At 58.4% G+C, this 18,862-nt stretch carries 15 protein-coding genes; 7 read left to right on the top strand and 8 right to left on the bottom strand.

Going from position 1 to position 18,862, the window contains the following annotated elements:
• Window positions 1-2 precede the first annotated feature (2 nt).
• The 6 genes from trmD to HKN37_08320 all read left to right on the top strand — a co-directional run bounded on the left by trmD (window position 3) and on the right by HKN37_08320 (window position 7,346).
• On the top strand, window positions 3-692 hold the full coding sequence (gene trmD, locus HKN37_08345) for a tRNA (guanosine(37)-N1)-methyltransferase TrmD (GenBank protein ID NNE46656.1): 690 nt from the start codon (window positions 3-5) through the stop codon (window positions 690-692).
• Between the two features lie 104 nt (window positions 693-796).
• Window positions 797-1,156 carry a 50S ribosomal protein L19 gene (gene rplS, locus HKN37_08340; GenBank protein ID NNE46655.1) on the top strand — a complete coding sequence of 120 codons (360 nt, stop codon included), beginning with the start codon at window positions 797-799 and terminating at the stop codon, window positions 1,154-1,156.
• Window positions 1,157-1,293: 137 nt separating this feature from the next.
• Window positions 1,294-2,076 (top strand): ABC transporter substrate-binding protein, encoded by a 783-nt coding sequence (locus HKN37_08335; protein NNE46654.1) that lies wholly within the window; start codon window positions 1,294-1,296, stop codon window positions 2,074-2,076.
• A gap of 17 nt (window positions 2,077-2,093) precedes the next feature.
• Entirely contained in the window at window positions 2,094-2,564 is a 471-nt protein-coding gene (gene smpB / locus HKN37_08330) for an SsrA-binding protein SmpB (protein NNE46653.1), read from the top strand.
• A gap of 195 nt (window positions 2,565-2,759) precedes the next feature.
• Complete coding sequence (locus HKN37_08325) at window positions 2,760-4,916, top strand: GWxTD domain-containing protein (GenBank protein ID NNE46652.1); 2,157 nt, start codon at window positions 2,760-2,762, stop codon at window positions 4,914-4,916.
• 24 nt (window positions 4,917-4,940) lie between these two features.
• Window positions 4,941-7,346, top strand: a complete 2,406-nt coding sequence (locus HKN37_08320) for a tetratricopeptide repeat protein (protein ID NNE46651.1) — start codon at window positions 4,941-4,943, stop codon at window positions 7,344-7,346.
• 15 nt (window positions 7,347-7,361) lie between these two features.
• Here the strand turns inward: HKN37_08320 and purE are convergent, their stop codons facing one another.
• The 5 genes from purE to HKN37_08295 all read right to left on the bottom strand — a co-directional run bounded on the left by purE (window position 7,362) and on the right by HKN37_08295 (window position 13,625).
• Window positions 7,362-7,865: a 5-(carboxyamino)imidazole ribonucleotide mutase gene (gene purE, locus HKN37_08315; GenBank protein NNE46650.1), complete on the bottom strand. Its 504-nt coding sequence runs from the start codon at window positions 7,863-7,865 to the stop codon at window positions 7,362-7,364.
• 63 nt (window positions 7,866-7,928) lie between these two features.
• Window positions 7,929-10,439, bottom strand: coding sequence for a DNA translocase FtsK (locus tag HKN37_08310; protein NNE46649.1), 2,511 nt, complete (start codon window positions 10,437-10,439; stop codon window positions 7,929-7,931).
• A gap of 96 nt (window positions 10,440-10,535) precedes the next feature.
• Entirely contained in the window at window positions 10,536-11,276 is a 741-nt protein-coding gene (locus HKN37_08305; protein ID NNE46648.1) for a 2-phosphosulfolactate phosphatase, read from the bottom strand.
• A 33-nt stretch (window positions 11,277-11,309) separates the two neighbouring features.
• Window positions 11,310-12,428 carry a glycine cleavage system aminomethyltransferase GcvT gene (gene gcvT / locus HKN37_08300; protein ID NNE46647.1) on the bottom strand — a complete coding sequence of 373 codons (1,119 nt, stop codon included), beginning with the start codon at window positions 12,426-12,428 and terminating at the stop codon, window positions 11,310-11,312.
• 90 nt (window positions 12,429-12,518) lie between these two features.
• Window positions 12,519-13,625: a prephenate dehydrogenase gene (locus HKN37_08295; GenBank protein ID NNE46646.1), complete on the bottom strand. Its 1,107-nt coding sequence runs from the start codon at window positions 13,623-13,625 to the stop codon at window positions 12,519-12,521.
• A gap of 92 nt (window positions 13,626-13,717) precedes the next feature.
• Between HKN37_08295 and HKN37_08290 the strand changes: the two genes are divergently transcribed.
• Complete coding sequence (locus tag HKN37_08290) at window positions 13,718-14,491, top strand: rhomboid family intramembrane serine protease (protein NNE46645.1); 774 nt, start codon at window positions 13,718-13,720, stop codon at window positions 14,489-14,491.
• Between the two features lie 70 nt (window positions 14,492-14,561).
• Here HKN37_08290 and HKN37_08285 read toward each other — a convergent pair whose 3' ends face one another.
• The 3 genes from HKN37_08285 to HKN37_08275 all read right to left on the bottom strand — a co-directional run.
• Window positions 14,562-17,144: an ATP-dependent Clp protease ATP-binding subunit gene (locus tag HKN37_08285; protein NNE46644.1), complete on the bottom strand. Its 2,583-nt coding sequence runs from the start codon at window positions 17,142-17,144 to the stop codon at window positions 14,562-14,564.
• Between the two features lie 234 nt (window positions 17,145-17,378).
• Window positions 17,379-17,735 (bottom strand): iron-sulfur cluster assembly accessory protein, encoded by a 357-nt coding sequence (locus tag HKN37_08280; protein NNE46643.1) that lies wholly within the window; start codon window positions 17,733-17,735, stop codon window positions 17,379-17,381.
• A 161-nt stretch (window positions 17,736-17,896) separates the two neighbouring features.
• Window positions 17,897-18,862 (bottom strand): hypothetical protein (locus tag HKN37_08275; GenBank protein NNE46642.1); only part of this gene is annotated, 966 nt, incomplete at its 5' end.

Below are 18,862 nucleotides of genomic sequence, written 5' to 3'. Positions count from 1 at the left end.
TTATGCGAATCGATCTCGTCACTGCGCTTCCCGATATTGTTCATAGTCCACTTGAACAAAGCGTAGTAAAACGCGCTACCACAAATAGTTATGTTGAAATCAATGTGATCGATTTGCGTAAGTTTGCGACGGACAAGCACCGCCAGGTCGACGATTATCCGTATGGCGGAGGCGCCGGGATGGTACTCAAGCCCGAGCCGCTTTTCGCCTGCCTCGATTCACTGATAGACGCCGGCGACGACCTCAGGCGGGAGGTCGTATTCCTCACGCCGGATGGAGAGGTATTGAGCCAGCAAATCGCGAACGAACTGTCGATGTTCGATCATCTCATACTCGTGGCCGGCCACTACAAGGGAATCGATCAACGAGTGCGCGACCGCTACGTCACACGCGAGATCTCGATCGGGGACTACGTGCTCAGTGGAGGAGAACTTCCCGCGCTGGCACTTATCGACGCCGTGGTCAGGCTCTTGCCCGGCGTACTTGGCGACGCGAGTTCGGCCATGACAGATTCGTTTCAGGACGGCCTGCTCGATGCTCCGGCCTACACGCGGCCCGCCGAATTCGACGGCATGTCGGTGCCCCCGGTGCTGCTGTCAGGCGATCACGCGGCCATTGAGGCGTGGCGTGAGCAGCAGCGAATCGAAAAAACAAAGAAACGCCGGCCAGATCTGTTCGCGAAAGACGGATAAGTCGTATCTTATCTTGTCTGAATAAAAATGACAAATACAGCTGATTCAGGCTGTATTTGTGTTTGCGACCTCCACCTCGAACGACTCGTATTGCAGGGCTGGCTATGGCAACAGATTTGATCAAGCTGATCGAGGCGACTCAACTCCGCGACGATGTTCCGGAATTTGATCCCGGTGATACCGTAAACGTGCACGTCCGAGTCGTTGAAGGCGATAAGGAGCGTATCCAGCAGTTCCAGGGAACGGTCATCGCTCGTAAGGGCGAAGGCGCGCGCGAGACGTTTACGGTCCGCAAGATCTCAAACGGGGTTGGAGTCGAAAGAGTCTTCCCGGTGTACTCCCCAAAGCTGGCCACCATCGAAGTAGTCAGGCGCGGCCACGTCCGTCGGGCGAAGCTCTACTATCTGAGGGATCTGCGCGGAAAAGCGGCGCGAATTCGGGAGAAAAGGTTGGACTCCAGATAAGATCGTGTGCGGGCGCCGTCCGCACCTTTTCTGAGCCGTCGCCGTTCAACGATCGGGGCGGCTTTTTCTTTTTCTAAAACATTCCGTCCGTTGGGTAGATGAGGGGTTCCGGCGCACTACGACTCGGTGTTTGGGATATGCCTGCGGCAGAGTTTGCCGTATCGGGTCTGTCCGGAGCTGATCTCGGCATCGAGGTGTCAACCGTCAGCCCCGGTGAGGCCATGCATCTTCTCAGGGCCGGCGAACTCGACGTTGCCCTCGTTCCGACGCTGAACCTGATCCTTGATCCGGAAGGGCTTGAGGTGCTCCCCGCCGTCGCATTGTCTGCGTGGCACTATCCGTACGCACGGATCCATCTGCCTGAGTCACTGACCTCCCATCCCGATCGTATCTCGTTCGTCCCGGAGTTCGTCCAGGAGGCGCTCATGGCGCGCGTCATCCTGCGGGAGCATTATGCTATGAATCCTGAGTTTGTCGCTGTCCCGCCACACGCTCTTGAGACGGCGGACGGCGCACGGTTAATCATTGGCCGGAACGTTCCCGATCAGCGGTTGCCGGGACTGTCGGTGGACCTCGGCGAAGAGTGGTTTGAGCTGGCCAACTATCCCATGGTCTGGGGTGTATTCGCGATGCGCGCCGGTGAAGCCGATGCCGACACGGTTGACCGGTTCCGGACCATGATCGAAAGAAGTGAAACTCTCCGCTCCCGCTGGGCCGATTCGAAGGATCACAGCGAGTCCATGAGGCACTTCTTCGAGGAAGACATTCGACTTCGATTTGACGACCTGGCTCTTGCCTGCATTACCGAGCTCATGGATCACGCGTTCTTCTATGAGCTGACGGACGAAATCAGAGATTTTCCGATGGCCCGTATCGAGAGTCGCGATCACGACGATTCAGGCCAGGAACTGCATCTGTAACCCCGCCGAATCTTCTCGTGGCTGACAACAACAAAGACGACCGGAAGACCGTCACGAAAAACCGGAAGGCGTTTCACGACTTTCGAATCGAGGACCGGTTTGAAGCCGGTATCGTGCTGGTCGGGACTGAGGTGAAGTCACTACGCGACGGCAAGGCAAATCTGCAGGATTCCTATTGCAAGATCGAGCATGGCCAGGTGGTCATGATGAATTGCCACATCTCGCCCTACTCACAGGCCTCGCACTTCAATCACGATCCGGTGCGGCCCCGCACGCTGCTGCTGCACAGGCGAGAGATCCGCAAACTTGACCGGGCCACCCGCCAGAAGGGATACACCATCATTCCGCTTCAGATATATTTTCTGAAAGGTCTTGCCAAAGTTGAAATCGGGCTTGCACGGGGTAAGCGGCAGTACGACAAACGCGCGGACATCGCAGAAAAGGAAAGTAAGCGCCGGATGGACCGGGCCAGAACCGACCGCGGGTAGTACGATGTTCAGAGGCTCCGTTTGACGGTGCCTCCGTCCCATTCGCTGCACTCGATTGACGAGCGGGCAGGTGTTCCGTGGTTTCGCCTGCCAAATGGATGATATTAGGCGTGATCAGGTCCGTCCCGATCGCTCACAATTCCTCGTAAGCTATTGTTACGATCCTGCCGGCATATATCGATCTGGTTCCTCGCCATGGCGATCGTGCCGACCGTCGCTCGCGGCCAGGAAACGGACTCGCTCTTCGAAAGGGCCCAGCGTGCTTTTGATGACGGTCAATACGGCGAGGCACGATCATTCCTAGAGGACGCAGTTGAACGCGCACCTGACAACGCGCAGGCGCTCCATCTGCTCGCCAGGACCTCCCTCGCGCAGTACCCGCGGGACATCAAGCGGGCGAAAACCGCGAACAACCGGGCTATCGCGCTGGAGCCGGACAACGTCGAGTTTCTGTCGTTGAAGCTCTACAGGCTGCACGCTTTTCCTTCGTCGGCCGTGCCTCCTTTGCAGACCAGACGCAAGCAGGATCTCGCCGAGAGGATCCTTGGTCTGGATGGCGAAAATGAACTGGCACATGCCGTACTCGGCGAGGTCGCACTGGAGGACTATCTCAACGCTCGATCGTCCGTCAGTTTTCCGGATCTGGACAACCTCGATGTGCTCGCGCCTCGAGAGGCATTCTACAACGCGGCCTACCTGCTCGATCCGGTACTCGAGCCCGGCGTTGACTCAGGCGGACTTGGCTTTCGGATGTCACAGCGATACGGCGGGACACAGATCGAGTCGGTTTCAAAAAACGAGGAAGCCCGGAAGCGATACGAACTGGCGGTCGAGCACCTTCAGCACGCCCTCGACACCAACCCCTCGCGCAAGTCGACCTACGAGACCCTGTTGACCGCGGCCACGCTGGAGGGCGAGTTCGAGGAGGCGGATCGAGTGGTCGAACTGATGCTCTCGCACCTGGCAGATGATCCGGAAACGTGGTTGTTTCGAGGTCTGGTGAGTTTCCGTCTGAATCGTTCGGCGGAGGCTAGCGATGCTTTCAAGACCGCCCTGGATCTGATGGGTCCGGAATCAACCGCTGAGTATCTGGACACGACGTTGTTCGCGGGGCACGGCCCGGAATCCGAGTCGGAGCCGGACGAGACGCGCTCATTCTGGGCGGGAAGAGATCCGTTTCTGCTGACACCTGAAAACGAGCGGCGGCTGGAGCATCTGGCGAGAATGGTCTATGCAGACCTGCGCTTCGGCGATCTCTACCCGGATCGTCGTGGATGGGATACGGAACCCGGCGAGGTCATTCTGCGCTACGGCGTGCCTCTGGGCGAAGCGCAGACGAGCACGCGGTTGGACAAGTACCTCGTCCTTCACTACGGCGACTTCTTTTTCAAGTTCATGGATCTCGCGAAGTCGGGTAAGCTCACTTTCTACTCTCCGAAGGTGGGCGATGGCGGTCCCAGCTTCGCAGAGATCGAGCGCGCCATTGACGACGACTTCACGTTGATCTCGCGACGTCTGTTTCGAGAGCGACCCGAGCAGTTCATTTATGATCGTCACGGAACGCGGCAGGCGGTGCCATACATGGTCTCCGTTTTGAAGGGCGACACGTCCGAGCTGGATGTATTGGTGGTGCTTGGAGTCGGGGCATCTGAGCACGCCGAAAGTGATCAGGTGAGGTCGGCCGCGTTCTTGCTGGACCCGGACGGTGAGATCGTCCGTGCGACAGACGGGGCTCCCATCCGTGGTCTTCAGATCAATCGGGAAGAGGACCGCTTTCAGGTTTTTTCCCGGAGCCTTGCCGCACCGCCGGGAGACTATACGATCGTCGTGGAGTATGATCGTTCTGACGCGGACGAGGCGGGGTTTCACCGCCGCCCGATCCGGATTCGACCCTTCCCCGATCATGAGCCTTCGATCAGCGATCTTGTGCTTGCCTACGCTGTAGAGGAGGAAGCAGGGGAGGATCCGAGTCGACTGCAACGACGCGGATACTCGATCGAGCCGGCCCCGTGGGGCGTGTTCGACCAGGGCCAGCCCGTCTACGTGTATTTTGAGTCGTATAACGAAGCGGCCAGTGCCGAGCACCCTTTTGGGTACCAGATCGAGGCGCTCTTGACGCCCTACAAGGACGTAGATGATCTTTCGCGTGCTGCCGAGAAGGCGTTTCGGAGTCGCCGTCGGCGTGGCGTGTCAGTGCAATATGCCGGCGAGGCTCGCAGTCGCGTCGAGCCACAGTACCTGATTCTCGATACGAAAGAAGCGAAAAAGGGGACCTACCTTGTCGGATTGCGTTTAATCGACGAGACCGCCGGGCATGAGTCGTTTGCCGGCAGAGTCGTGATTCTTGAATAGTGACCATTCACCTTGCTTGTGACAATGGCGATTAGAGATTCTTTAGGATGGCGGCGCAAGCTGCGCCTGTCGGCACTGGCAGTGCTCGTCGCACTGAGTTATCCGGTGCTCGGACAGGAGTCAGACCTTATGACCGATGGCATTCTGGCGTTCCGGGAGGACCGGTTTGCTGACGCCGCTCAAGCTTTTGAGCAGGCGGTCGGTCTGAATCCGGACAACGCCGAGGCGCATTTCCTGCTGGCTCGTGTGTACTTCGAGACCCCGCTTCGAGACGTCAAGCGGGCCGGGAAGGAGCTCGACCGCGCGCTCGAGATCGATCCGGAAAACGTGCAGTACCTCGTTGCGCGGCTGGAGCAGCTTCGGGTGGAGGCGAATAACTTCTTTGTCGAAAAGATTCGCGAAAGCAAGCGGATCAGGCTCGCTCTCAAGATACTGTCGATGGATTCAACGAACGCCTTCGCGCACGAGGAGATGGGTCTGCTTCACATTCGTGATTTCTGGCGCTACCGGAACGCTGTCTCGATTCCGAAGCTGGCATTCGTCAACCCGGACTATGAACGGGCTATCCCCGAGGCGAACGAATTCGACGCCGGCGACTTCGAGCCCGGCTCTGCGCCTGGCGCCCCGGTTACCTTCAATCCGACCAACCCCATCCGGCCTTACTCCGATTTTGACGCAAACATCTTTAACCTCGACGACGAGTTCAATCTGGACAGGTTCGCCAGTCAGGGCGTTGCGATTCAGGATCTGAGCAAGCGAGCCGACCGTGCCTATGCACGCGCCGTTTTGCATCTTGAGAAGTCGCTCGAGTCGGACCCCAGGCGGCGCACCGTGTATGAGAACCTGCTCCGCGTTCACGTGCTGCGTGACGAACCAATGAAAGCGCTGGGGCTGCTTGACCGGATGTTTCAGTACTTCCCGGAGGATGCGTTCCTGTGGATGAATCTCGGGTACGCCCACTATCGGTCCGGCAATTCGTCTGCCGCTGCCGTGAGCTTCAAAAGGGCCCTCGAGGTCATGTCGGACGAAGAGCGAAGTGTCTTTGAGACGCTCGACTTCATCCTTCCCGAAGACGAGCGGCGTTTGTATCGCGAGGATCCAGCCGGGTATTCGTCCAGGTTCTGGACGAGCAAGGACCCCCGATACCTGACGCCATACAACGAGAGGCGTCTGGAGCATCAGGCAAGGATCGTGTACGCCGACCTGCTGTACGCAGCACCTGATGTCAAGAAACGTGGTTGGGAAACCGACCGCGGCAGGATTCTAATCAGGTACGGACAGCCACAGGCGGATGTAACGTGGACGGCAACGGGGAGCGTGAACGACAGGATGGTGATCTCGACAGCCGTCCTTGGGACCATGGACGTCACCGATTTCTCTGCCGATCTTGTAGAAGACGCTAACCGGTACAACATCTGGGAATACGGTGAATTCCGTTTTGTGTTTGAGGACCCGTTCAACAACGGAAGATTCCGATTCTACAGTCCGCCCGCCGATGCCATCTCGAACGGACGGGTCGACCAGGCGTGGGTCAATGACTATCAGATCAAGTCAAAGGAGATCTTCCGCAAGCATCCTGACCTCTACGAATACACACCACCGGGGCGACAGGTCGACATCCCGTTCCTGGTGTCGTCGTTCCGCGGAATGGAAGGGACGACGGCGGATGTATACGTCCAGTATGGAATTCCTGTTACCGAGTACGATCAGAACGAAAACCTGGTCGAAGTGACGGCGAATGTCGGAACGTTCTTGATTAACGACAGCCGAGATCTGGTCGTCGAGCGCCGCAAGACCCTGTACGGTTTGAACACAGCCCAGATCGTGGGCTTCGACGATCTCAATCTGTGGGTGTCATCGGAGCGCGTCTCGTCGCCGAGTGGCGCGCACGAAGTCTCGATGGAGTTCGAGACCGCCTCCGGAGGCACGGTAGCGGTGCAGCGTCGCAGAGTGACGATTCCTGATTTCAACAGGGATGGCCTGCTGGTGAGTGATATCATGCTGAGTTATCGCGTCGAGGAAACGCCCGACGGGCAACCCCTGGGCGGCGCCGACATTGTTCGGAACACCCTGTCGATCATGCCTGCGCCGTGGAGCGTCTTCAGCGTCCAGCAGCCACTCTACCTCTATTTCGAGGTGTACAATCTTGTACTCGGGGCCGATAATCGGACTGATTTCGAAGTGGAAGCGACGCTTTCACCCAAGGATGATCGCAAGGGTCTTGGCGGCTTCGTCAAGGGGATCTTCGGTGGCGGCGACAAGGGCGTCTCGATTACGACTCCGGTCACGGGGTCAACGCCCGACGACAACCAGTATCTGATTCTGGATGCAACCAGTCAGGAACCGGGCGTCTACACACTTCGAGTGAGGGTGCGCGACCAGTTGACAGGCAAGACGGCCGAACGGACGACCGATCTCTTCCTGCAATAGGCCTCGCTCGTTTTACTACCGAACGGCGTCCTGCACCCGCTGATTCATGGCGGCGACTTTGTCGAGCATCGCGGCCTTGTAGTCCATGAACCGGTCAAGCAGTTCGGGCTGTCCCGTGCCGATGATCTGGACAGCAAGCAAGGCAGCATTCTTCGCCCCGCCGATAGCAACGGATGCGACCGGTACTCCGCTCGGCATCTGCACGATGGATAGAAGCGAGTCGAGTCCTCCAAGGTTCTTGGTAGGCACCGGCACGCCGATTACCGGAAGCGGTGTAAACGCCGCGATCACCCCGCCCAGGTGGGCTGCGCCACCGGCGCCCGCGATAAAGACCTTGACACCGCGGTCGCGGGCGTCTGCGGCATACTGCGCCGTCTCCTCGGGCGTTCGATGGGCCGACAGAACGCGGATGTCGAACGAGATGCCAAACTCCTCAAGGATGTCGACAGCGCCCTGCATCACCGGCAGGTCGGACTCGCTGCCCATCAGTATCGCGACGAGGGGATTTTCCTTATTCATGGTCGATGTGTTCTGTTTTGCTTTTGAGAAAGTCAGGGTCGTCGATGAGGTGTTCGACCGCTGCTAGGGCGTGCCCGCCTTGTCGGAGTTGAGCAGGGCATCCAGTTCGTATTCGTCCGCAACAAGAACCTGTCGGGCCTTGGATCCTTCGAACGGCCCGACGATTCCGGCGTCCTCCAGCTGATCGACGATTCGGGCAGCTCGCGAGTAGCCAACAGACAGTTTTCGCTGAAGCAGAGATACCGATCCCTGCTGGCTTCGGACAATCACGCGGGCGGCGTCCTGGAAGAGGTCGTCGCGCTCGGCTGCTCCGTAGGCTCCGGCCAGTGAAGTGCCATCCGACATGTCCTCGATCGATGGGAGGATGTACGGGCCGTCTCCTCGTTGCCGTTCGATGTACAGCGTCAGCTCCTCGACTTCGTCGACCGAGACAAATGGTCCCTGGAGTCGGACAATGTTGCTCCCCAGCATGTACAGGAGGTCGCCGTTGCCCACCAGACCCTGTGCTCCATTCTGGTCCAGGATCGTGCGCGAGTCGATCTTCGAGGCCACCTGATAGGCAATCCTTGCGGGGAAATTGGCTTTGATCAGGCCCGTGATCACATCGACGGACGGTCTCTGCGTGGCAAGGATGAGATGAATGCCGACTGCCCGCGCCATCTGCGCCAGGCGGGCGATCGGTCCCTCGATGTCCTTCCCGGCCGTCATCATCAGATCGGCCAGTTCATCCACGACGACCACGATGTACGGCAGATGTCGGTGATCTCCGCCAAGGCGCCCCTGGGCGAAGCGCGCATTGTACTCCTTGATGCCGCGGACCTGCGCATCGGACAGCAAATCATATCGCTGCTCCATCTCCTTTTCGCAGCTCTTGAGCGTTCCCAGCGCCTGATACACATCGGTGATGATCGGGTCGATTGACTCCTCGGGCATCGCGAGGTAGTGGTCGATGATTCGTGCGTACTGCTGCAGCTCGATCTTCTTGGGATCGATCATTACGAACTTCAGGTTGGCCGGGTGGCATGCATAGAGCAGGCCCGCGATGCACGCATTGAGTCCTACGGACTTACCGGAACCCGTCGCGCCGGCGATCAGCAGGTGCGGCATCATGGCGAGGTCCTTGATGAACACTTCGCCCTCGATGGACTTCCCGAGAATGAGAGGCAGTTCCATCCGAGCCGTGCTGAACTTCGTCGTTCCGATCAACTCACGAACGCGCACGAGTTCACGATGCCGGTTCGGTATCTCTACCCCGATCGCTGATTTGCCGGGAATGGGCGCGATCATGCGGATGCCCTTTGCGGCCATGGCCATCGCGAGGTCATCCTCCAACGCCGTGATCCGGCTGATCTTGACGCCTGGCGCAGGGGTGAGTTCGTACAACGTCACGGTAGGGCCGACGATCGCCTTGATGTTCGTTATCTCGATGTTGTACGTAGCCAGCTTGTCGAGAAGAATGCCTTTGTTTTCCTCGAGCTCGTCGTAGTCAATACGTACTTCGCCGGAATCCGGAGAATCGAGGAAATCCAGCGGCGGCATCCGATACTGGCGATCCTCTGCCGGCTTTCCGATCGGTCGATCAACACGGTCGGTGCGTTCTTCCTCCTTACGGAGTTCGATCTTCAATTCGAGGTCGTCACCTGCGGCCTCCGGCAAGGACGGCGGGGTAGGTGCCACACCTGTTCCGGCCGCTGCAGGGACGGCCCGTACGGACGGTGCGGTCTCCAGCGTCCTGTCGTCTTTCGGACGCGGTTCAAAAATGCGTGCCTGCGAAACCCGATGGTCCGCCTTCTTTTTCTCCTTCGCCAGCACCGCGGGCGCCGTCTCAAGAATCTTCTTCTGTTCGTCCTTTCGGATCTTTTCGCGCTCGGTCTTCTGTTCCGTTAGCAGCTCGCGCCTCGCCTGTCGGTGGGCCTTGTTGCGGGCCGTCCAATCCTTGTATGCCTCTTTCATCGCGAAAATCCCATCCTCGATGCGATCCATCGATTTCTGGATATCACGATCGACCATAAGCAGGATGACGACCGCCAGACTGAGGACCTGGAGGATGAGCGCGCCGAAGGTGCCGAAAACGCGAATCATCCAGTCGGCCGTGCCGAGACCCCAGCGACCGCTCCACAGATCCGTGTCGAGTTCGGCAGGAGGCTGCGCCAGCCATCCGAAGATCGCTGCGACGACAAAGGCACCAATGAAGATGAGTAGTGCCAGCGTTGGAAAGTAGGCCGGCCTTCGGTGCCGGAAGTTCAGGTAACCCCACGCGAACAGCAGGCCCGGCACAACGATGACCATGTAACCGAGCAGATTGAATACCAGCCCGTGGGCAATCCACGCACCGATCAGTCCGAGGAAGTTCTCTGCTCGATTCTCACCGGGATTCAGCGCTTCACGGATCGAGAAATTCCGTGCGAGGTTCTGATCGTATTCGCTGTAGCTGATAACAGCGAATGCGACAAGCACGGACAGGACCATCAGGATGAGCCCCAGGACCTCTCTTTTACGCTCGGCGGATACGAGGCCGCGTTCTTCCTTGGCTTGAGACGGCTTTCGTCTGTTGTTGGCAGGGGTGGACTTCATGGGTTCGGGATAAACCACGCGCCTGTGGGGGCAGGACGTTCGCGGTTGAAAAGTACGGCAGTTTGGGGGCGTAGTCCAGAGAACCCCTCCTGCTTCCTACGTCGCAACGGCCGACACCGTACGCGACACAAGCTGACTGTCCAAATAGTACGGTAAAACGGGGACAGTATTTATAGAACCGCAGAAGTCCACGTCTGCCATTCGATCCATGGCTGCGAGGCGTTTTCCGTGCCGGGAGCGTCGTACGGCGCCCGCTACGTCTGCTCGCTCGTTCTGATACAGCGTGAAGGCAATGTGCGCGGTGTCGGTCGAACTCTCCGGCTCGGTGCCATCCCAGAGTTCGCTCAGCAGCATCCCGGCGCAAAGCGTGTCTTCCAGGGAGACGCGGTTGCGCCAGCCGGCGCATACGATCACGAGATCGAGATCCGCCTCTCGTATGAAATCAACCACAACCCCGGCGTTGACGAAAGCTCCCACAATCAGATGCTCCGCGTGCCTGACTCTCCGAATGGATGGCGTGCCGTTCGTGGTATTCAGGATAAGCGTCTTGCCCAGGACCTTCTCCCGGGTGTACTCCAGCGGCGAGTTTCCGAATCGATAGCCTTCAATCATCAGACCAGACCGTTCACCTCCCAGAAGGCATGACTCCGGGTCGAGATTGGCAGCGAGGGTGCTTGCTTCGCCCATGTCCGCCGCCGGCACGACGGCCCGAGCGCCATTCATCAAAGCGCCGGCGATGGTTGTGCTCGTTCGGAGGACGTCTATCACGACGACCGTGTGATCCCGGATGTCGTTCTCGGCAACGTTGTCTCCTGTGAGAAAAACTTCAACCTGCATGTCGGTCGACGGGACGGTGTTTGAAACTGATGTTCAGCCTGTCTTGTGGAGCGGCGGCTTCGCAACGGTCGCCTTCAGCGAACGGGATCGGACAACCACGCGGATATCCGATCCGGGAGTCGTGAATTCAGGTCGGTTGGTCACATAGCCCAGACCGATCCCGCACCCGAGCACGGGAGACTGGCTGCCGCTCGTCACGACGCCTACGACCGTTCCGTCGGGATCTGCCAGGTCGTATCCCTGTCGCGGAATTCCCCGGTCCACCATCTTGAACGCAACCAGTTTTCGGGGCGGTCCATCCGACTTGACCTCGACAATTGGATCCCGACCGATGAAATCTCCCTTGTCTGGCTTGGTGATCCAGCCCAGGCCGGCTTCGATCGGATTCGTCTCTTTCGTAATGTCGTTTCCGTACAGGCAAAACCCGGCCTCGAGACGAAGGGTGTCACGTGCTCCAAGCCCCGCCGGCATCAGTCCTTCGTCCTTGCCTGCCTCGAGGATGGCATCCCACACGGCTCCGGCCCGATCGGGATCACAGTAGATTTCGAGTCCGGGCTCTCCCGTGTAACCTGTGCCAGAAAGGATTGCATGATCGCAACCGAAGAAGGCCCCGGACGGTGCACTCAAGAAGTGATAGAACTTGATATCCGAAACGGGAAGGTCGGTCAGACCCTGCACGATGCCCGTCGCCAGCGGACCCTGTACCGCGATCAGGGCTACGCGGTCGGAGACATCTTCGATATCCGCTCCGACCCCGTTGTGCAGTTCGATCCAGTCAAAGTCCTTTTCGATATTCGACGCGTTGACCACCATCATGTAGTCGTCATCGGCAAGTCGGTAGACTATCAGGTCGTCTACGATGCCGCCGTCGGGGTAGCACATGACCGTGTACATGGCTCTGCCGTCGTACATCTTTGAGACGTCGTTTGTGACCAGTCCCTGGATCAGGTCGAACGCCTTCGGGCCACGGATCCGAAATTCACCCATGTGACTGACGTCAAACATTCCTGCCGCCGTGCGGACCGCCGTGTGTTCGTCTACAATCCCGGAATACTGAACGGGCATGTCATAACCGGCGAACGCCATCATGCGGGCACCCAGTGCGAGGTGTCGATCGTGGAGTGCGGTCTTTCTGGTGTTTGTTGGTGCCATGGGACAATTCGAGGTTGTGGTTCGGCGAGGATAATACGGGCGTTTCGGTGCCCAAGCAACGAAGCTTGTGTCAAGTCAACACGGCACTGATCAGTCGAGCGTGTAGGCTGCCAGGCCGGCAGTTTTCAGCCGGTCCACGACGGACTTTGCCGTGGCTTGGTCGGCGAAACTCATGCGGAATGTGCCTCCAGTTCCTTCCCTGACTTTTAGCAGTTCCATGTCAAGGATGTTTATTTCGGCGTCAGCAAGGAGGGTCGCCACGGCTGCGATCCAGCCTGGTCGGTCGTCGGCGTGGACGTACACATCCGCAAGAGGGGAGATGAAACCCTTGGAGTCCTTTGGAATGGTCTCCCTGGTTTTCCTTGCCCGGTCAAAGGATGCGTGGAGCTCGCCGAAATCTTCTTCCAGGAGCCGGTTTCGGACGCGTTGCAGCTCCGCTGAAAAGAGAGCGAGAGCGTCCAGGATTGACCCGTGATTTGCGGCAAGGATATCCCGCCAGATGCCGGCGTCCGATCCCGCAACGCGGGTCAGATCACGAAAACCACCGGCTGCCAACTTGAGGTAGTTGGGATTCGACTCGTTCTGCCGCCCGACTGTATTCGTCAGGGCCACCGCGAGAAGTTGCGGCACGTGGCTGACGGAGGCGGCCACCTCGTCGTGCTCGCGCGGCGTCATCTCTATCGCACGAGCGCCGGTGGCTTGAATCAATGCGACGAGCTCATCATAGCGTTGGTCGTCGGTGGTGGTATCCGGCGGGCATAATACCCAGGTCGCGTTCTCAAACAGGAAGGGGCTCGCACGGTCAATTCCGCCCACCTCGGACCCCGCCATAGGATGGCCGCCAACGAACAGTGTCTCGTTTCCGATTGTCTCCAGCGCGTGCCGCACGATCGGGACCTTCACGGAGCCGACGTCGGTGACGATAGTCCCGGGCTTCAGATCGGCGGCGATCTCTGACAGCGTCGACATGATTGCAGAGAGGGGAGTCGCAAGAACGACGAGATCTGCATCGGCGACAGCCGTTGCCGTATCGTCGCTCGCGACGTCAATCGCTCCACTTGCCACGGCACGCTCCAGAACCAGCGGGTGATCGACGCCGGTGATCAGAACGTCATCCGTAACGGTACTCTTCCACGCCTTGCCGAGTGATCCTCCAACGAGGCCGACTCCGATGATGGTGATGCGTCGAATCGACATTTTATGATGATGTGTTGTGGATCGTAAACAGACCGCATGGGCGATCAATATATTACCGAACCGCCATCCACAAATCAGTCTTCCATCTGCTCATGCTCATACCGATCGGGGACGACGACCGCCATCTAAGCAGCCCCGCCGTACTCACGTATTTGCTGATCGGCGCCAACCTGCTCGTTTTCTTTCTGCTGCAACAGGGTGGCGCTTCGAATGCTTTTACGTACGGCTACAGTGTAATTCCGTACGAACTCACGAACAACGTCGATCTCGTCACGCCGCAGGGGCTGTCTGCAGCCGAACCGAACATCACAGTTGACCAGGCACCCGGGCCGACTCCGATCTATCTGACCGTATTGTCGTCGATGTTTATGCACGGTGGCTACCTCCATCTGTTCGGTAATCTGTTGTATCTCTGGATATTCGGTGACAACATCGAGCATCGTTTTGGACGCGGAGCGTTTCTGCTCCTGTACTTCGCCAGCGGAATCGCCGGCACGATTGTGCAGGTCGCCCTCGCGCCGGACAGTGTGATTCCGAATCTGGGCGCATCGGGTGCCATTTCCGGAGTGATGGGTGCCTATCTGATGCTCTTTCCGCGGAACCGGGTGCAAGCGCTATTCTTCTTCATCGTGGTTTCCGTTCCCGCCGTCCTGGTCATCGGGTTATGGATCGTGATGCAGATCTTCGAGGGCTTCGGCTCACTCGGTTCGGCGGGACTGACCGGTGGTGTTGCTTACGGTGCACATGTGGGCGGCTTTTTCGCCGGCGCGATTCTCGCTACCGTCATGCGGCGCGTGATCAAAGAAGAGCGTGCCTCGGTCCTGAAAGTGGTGTCCGTCCCGAAGCGGCGACGCGGCAGAGGTTAATGACGAAGCCCTGCCGGCATTGCCGACAGGGCCTCATAGCTTCCGAAGAATTCCCGACCGAGCTGGGGGCCTACTCCTTGGCTCGCTCCTCCTCCTCGGTAGGCGTTTCCGTTGCCGGATCGTCGGACTCGCCGTTCGCTTCCTCAGCAGTCGTGTCGGCCGGCTTCTTTCCCTTCTTCGTCTTAAACGTCAACTCTTTCGGTTGCTTTGCTGAGTAGCTGATCGTGATAGTATCTCCGGATCCCAGGTCGTGCCCCAGAATGGCCTCTGCCATCGGGTCTTCGATATACTTTTGGATCGCCCTTCGAAGCGGTCTTGCTCCAAATTTCGGGTCGTAGCCTTTCTCGAGCAGAAACTCCTTTGCAGGTTTCGTCAGTTCGACCGTGATGCCGATGGCGCCGGCGCGGCCGAACAGCTCAGCAGCCATCAAGTCGATGATGTCAAAGATGTGCTTCTTCTCGAGCGGATGAAACACAATCACGTCGTCGATTCGATTGAGGAACTCCGGATTGAAAACTCTCTTAAGCGCGTCTTCGACCGTGCTCTTGAGGGTCTGGTAGTCAAAGTCTATATCGCTTTGCGAAAAGCCGATACCCTTGCCGAGATTCTTCAGGTCACGTGCTCCGATGTTCGACGTCATGATGATGATCGTATTGCGGAAGTCAACCCGTCTGCCGAGTCCATCCGTAAGTATCCCGTCGTCAAGCACCTGTAGCAGGATATTGAAGACGTCCGGATGCGCCTTCTCGATCTCATCGAGCAGGACAACTGAATACGGCTTGCGCCGGACCTTCTCAGTCAGCTGGCCGCCCTCTTCATAGCCAACGTATCCTGGCGGCGCGCCGACAAGGCGACTCACGGCGAATTTCTCCATGTACTCGCTCATGTCGACACGGATGAGTGCATCCTGCGAGTCGAACAGGTACTCCGTGAGCACCTTGGCGAGCTCGGTCTTTCCGACGCCCGTCGGACCGAGAAAGATGAATGACCCGATCGGTCGCTTCGGATCCTTGAGACCTGCCCGTGTTCGCCGGATAGCTTTGGCAAGCTTCTGGATGGGTTCGTCCTGTCCGATGACGCGCTTCTTGACCTCGTCCTCCATGCGCAGCAGTTTCTTGCTTTCCGGCTCGGAGATTCGGTCGACGGGGATACCGGTCATCATCGCGACGACTTCGGAGATATCCTTCACCGTGACGTCGTGTACTTCAGACTCGGCCTTGCGCTCCCATTCGGCCTTGGCAGCTTCAAGTCCGTCCTGAAGCTTTTTCTCCCTGTCGCGGAGGCGGGCCGCCTCCTCGAAGCGCTGACTCTTGACGACGCGGTTCTTTTCCTCGCGTACTTCCTCTATCTCTTCCTCGAACTGAACGATTTCCGGTGGTACGCGGATATTTCCGATATGCACGCGCGCGCCGGCTTCGTCCATCACGTCGATGGCCTTGTCGGGTAGATAGCGATCCGTGATGTAGCGTTCCGACAACTTGACAGCGAGGTCCAGACCGTCATCCGTATAGCGGACGTTGTGATGCTCTTCGTACTTGTCCTTGATGTTGCGGAGGATCTCGATAGTCTCTTCCGCGGTCGACGGATCGACGAGAATTTTCTGGAAGCGTCGGTCGAGCGCACCATCCTTCTCGATGTACTGCCGGTATTCGTCCAGTGTCGTTGCACCGATGCACTGGATCTCACCACGAGCGAGTGCAGGCTTGAACATGTTGGAGGCGTCGAGACTTCCCGATGCGCCACCGGCCCCGACGATCGTGTGCAGCTCGTCGATAAAGAGGATCACTTCCGGACTCTTCTCGAGTTCGTTCATGACCGCCTTCATGCGCTCCTCGAACTGTCCGCGATACTTCGTGCCAGCGACGAGGGCGGCGAGGTCAAGCGTCACGATGCGCTTATCGTAGAGGACGCGGCTCACCTTGCGCTGAATGATGCGCATGGCGAGGCCCTCGGCGATTGCTGTCTTTCCGACCCCGGGTTCTCCGATCAGAACGGGGTTGTTCTTCTTGCGCCGGCTCAGCACCTGCGCGACTCGCTCGATCTCGCGCTGCCTTCCGACAACCGGATCCAGTTTGCCTTCCTCGGCCAGCTTGGTGAGATCGCGGCCGAAGTTGTCCAGTACGGGAGTCTTGCTTTTTTCCATTTTGCCTCGCTCTTTCTGGCCACCTGACGAAGAGCGACCGGTGGAGGAGCCGCTACTTCTTGAACCGCTTTTTCCGCTGATGATCGAATCGAGTTCCGCGCGGACGGCGTCATACGTGATCGAAAAGCCCTGCTGCAGAATCTGAGCCGCAATGTTCTCGTCGTCGCGCAGAAGACTTAACAGCAGGTGCTCCGTACCGATGACGTCGCTCTTGTACAGTTTGGCTTCGAGGTACGTGATCTTCAGGACTTTTTCGGCCTGCTTGGTCAGTGGGATGTTACCGACCGTCAGGGTGCCGCCCGTGCTCCGGACGGTATCCTCGACGGCCTTCTTCAGTTTGGGGAGGTCGCAACCGAGGTTCCGCAGGATCTTGACCGCGATCCCTTCGCCTTCGCGGATGATTCCGAGCAGCAGGTGCTCGGTACCGATGTAGTCGTGGCCCAGCCGGATTGCCTCCTCTCGGCTAAACGAGATCACGTCGCGGACCCTGTTCGAGAAGTTACCTTCCATGTTTAGCTAGACCAGCATTGGTTTAATCAGCCCTTCTTCGCAATAATGGCTTTTGAGAAGTCTACGCTGAATGTTCTCCAGAATCAATTAGCGAAATTTATGCCGCACCCGACCGTAATGTCGGTTCCGTCGTCCGGACGGTGCCGTGCGCGCAGTGAACGGCTTTCGCCGCTGCCGCATTTTCAACTCCCCGGCAAAGTGTCAGCAACGGTGGGTTACGCCGTCCACCGGGGGCTACACACCAAAACTGGAACCGCATCCGCACGAGCTTGCCGCGCTGGGATTGTCGAACGTAAAGCCGCGTGCGTCCAGCCCATCGTGATAATCGACCGTGGTCCCCATCAGGTACAGACCATGTCGTTTATCAAGATAAAGCACGATGTCATCGACCAAAAACGTCAGGTCGTGTTCCCGCTTCTTGTCAAAGCCCAGGACATAGCTCATTCCCGAACATCCGCCTCCACGTACGCCCACACGCAGTCCGAAACCGTCCGGAATCTTCTTCGTGCTCATGATCGACTTGATTTCCTCGGCAGCGCGAGGTGACAAGGCAATGGGCGCCTTCGCCGTATCCGTGGCTACTTCAGTCATCGTTTCCAAACTGCTTCCGTTAATTCGTGCGCTGGACGTTCCAGGGACGTCGCTCGTGCTGTGTACCAGCGCTTGCAACGAGTTTTTACAGCCGCTGTTCCGACATGGACGGGGTGTGAAAAATGCTCGCACACGGTTTCGTGGTATCGGCAGGCAACGCCTCAGTTGAAACCGCGAACCGCTATGACAGCCGCTTTGTGAAGCTCCGTGTGGCCCGCATGGGCGTCCGTAGCCTCCAGGAAAACAATGTAAATGCCGGTCGAGACGGGGTCGCCTCGATCGTCCATTCCATCCCAGATCATAGATCCTTCCGAGGCCGTTGCTCGTCCTCGTGTCAGGTGCCGCACGGTCCGACCCATGGAGTCGTACACGGTCACTCGAATTAGCGGTCGCTCAGTTCGAAGGCGATAAGTGATCACGGTATGATCTCGATCCCCGTCTGGATCGTGTCCGAACGGAGACGGTGAGACCTCAACTGACTTCCGTGTTGCCGTCTCGTCCGGTGATTCGTTTGCCGCCACGGAGTTTCGCTGCCCAGGCGTACCGCCCAAAGGATCTACCGAGGAGGTCCATGTGGAGCGCTCGCTTGCATGAGCCAGAGGACTGATTCGTTCGAGCGACACGCCACGCGATTCGGCGATATGAGGATGGTGCCAGTCGGGGTCGTAGGCCGCGGAATCGATCTCTTCGTCGTCGCACCAGAGGCGAATCCGGGACCCGTCGTTGCGAAGACCGAGTGACCCACTGCCGAGAGGTCGAATTTGATCGCCGGTGATCCGGGCAAGAAGGGACTCTGCAAAAGTCGACGTCTTGTGATCAACAATCACCGCGTACTCCAGCGGACCGATCCCCGACGACATCGCAGCGACAGGCATCGTGTCGAACTGGCCGTCCTCGTTCTCCGGTCCACGCAGAGAGCACGGGTTGACGGACACCGGATCGGGCGACAGGTTTCGGATTTCGACGTACTCAGCCTGGTCGGGGAGGCCATCGTACTCATCGATACGCGGCTCGAACATGATCTCATTGATAATGAGCTCGCCGGGACGCGGAAGGAGGTGAACCGCCGAGTTAGTTTCGACACGCAGGTTGCCGGATGCATCTGCAATCTGGCTGGCCCGAAGCGT

The organism is Rhodothermales bacterium, from assembly GCA_013002345.1.
GTDB lineage: Bacteria > Bacteroidota > Rhodothermia > Rhodothermales > JABDKH01 > JABDKH01.
The sequence above is the reverse complement of the archived record's forward strand: the minus strand, read 5'-3'. Positions and strand labels throughout refer to the sequence as shown.

Bases quoted from the DNA above. Each gene is read 5' to 3' on its own strand.
- HKN37_08305 (NNE46648.1), bottom strand. From the start codon at position 11,276: ATGCAGGTTGAAGTTTTTCTCACAGGAGACAACGTTGCCGAGAACGAC.
- HKN37_08290 (NNE46645.1), top strand. From the start codon at position 13,718: ATGCTCATACCGATCGGGGACGACGACCGCCATCTAAGCAGCCCCGCC.
- purE (NNE46650.1), bottom strand. From the start codon at position 7,865: ATGAATAAGGAAAATCCCCTCGTCGCGATACTGATGGGCAGCGAGTCC.
- HKN37_08280 (NNE46643.1), bottom strand. From the start codon at position 17,735: ATGACTGAAGTAGCCACGGATACGGCGAAGGCGCCCATTGCCTTGTCA.
- trmD (NNE46656.1), top strand. From the start codon at position 3: ATGCGAATCGATCTCGTCACTGCGCTTCCCGATATTGTTCATAGTCCA.
- HKN37_08295 (NNE46646.1), bottom strand. From the start codon at position 13,625: ATGTCGATTCGACGCATCACCATCATCGGAGTCGGCCTCGTTGGAGGA.
- HKN37_08320 (NNE46651.1), top strand. From the start codon at position 4,941: ATGGCGATTAGAGATTCTTTAGGATGGCGGCGCAAGCTGCGCCTGTCG.
- gcvT (NNE46647.1), bottom strand. From the start codon at position 12,428: ATGGCACCAACAAACACCAGAAAGACCGCACTCCACGATCGACACCTC.
- HKN37_08310 (NNE46649.1), bottom strand. From the start codon at position 10,439: ATGAAGTCCACCCCTGCCAACAACAGACGAAAGCCGTCTCAAGCCAAG.
- rplS (NNE46655.1), top strand. From the start codon at position 797: ATGGCAACAGATTTGATCAAGCTGATCGAGGCGACTCAACTCCGCGAC.
- HKN37_08335 (NNE46654.1), top strand. From the start codon at position 1,294: ATGCCTGCGGCAGAGTTTGCCGTATCGGGTCTGTCCGGAGCTGATCTC.
- HKN37_08285 (NNE46644.1), bottom strand. From the start codon at position 17,144: ATGGAAGGTAACTTCTCGAACAGGGTCCGCGACGTGATCTCGTTTAGC.
- HKN37_08325 (NNE46652.1), top strand. From the start codon at position 2,760: ATGGCGATCGTGCCGACCGTCGCTCGCGGCCAGGAAACGGACTCGCTC.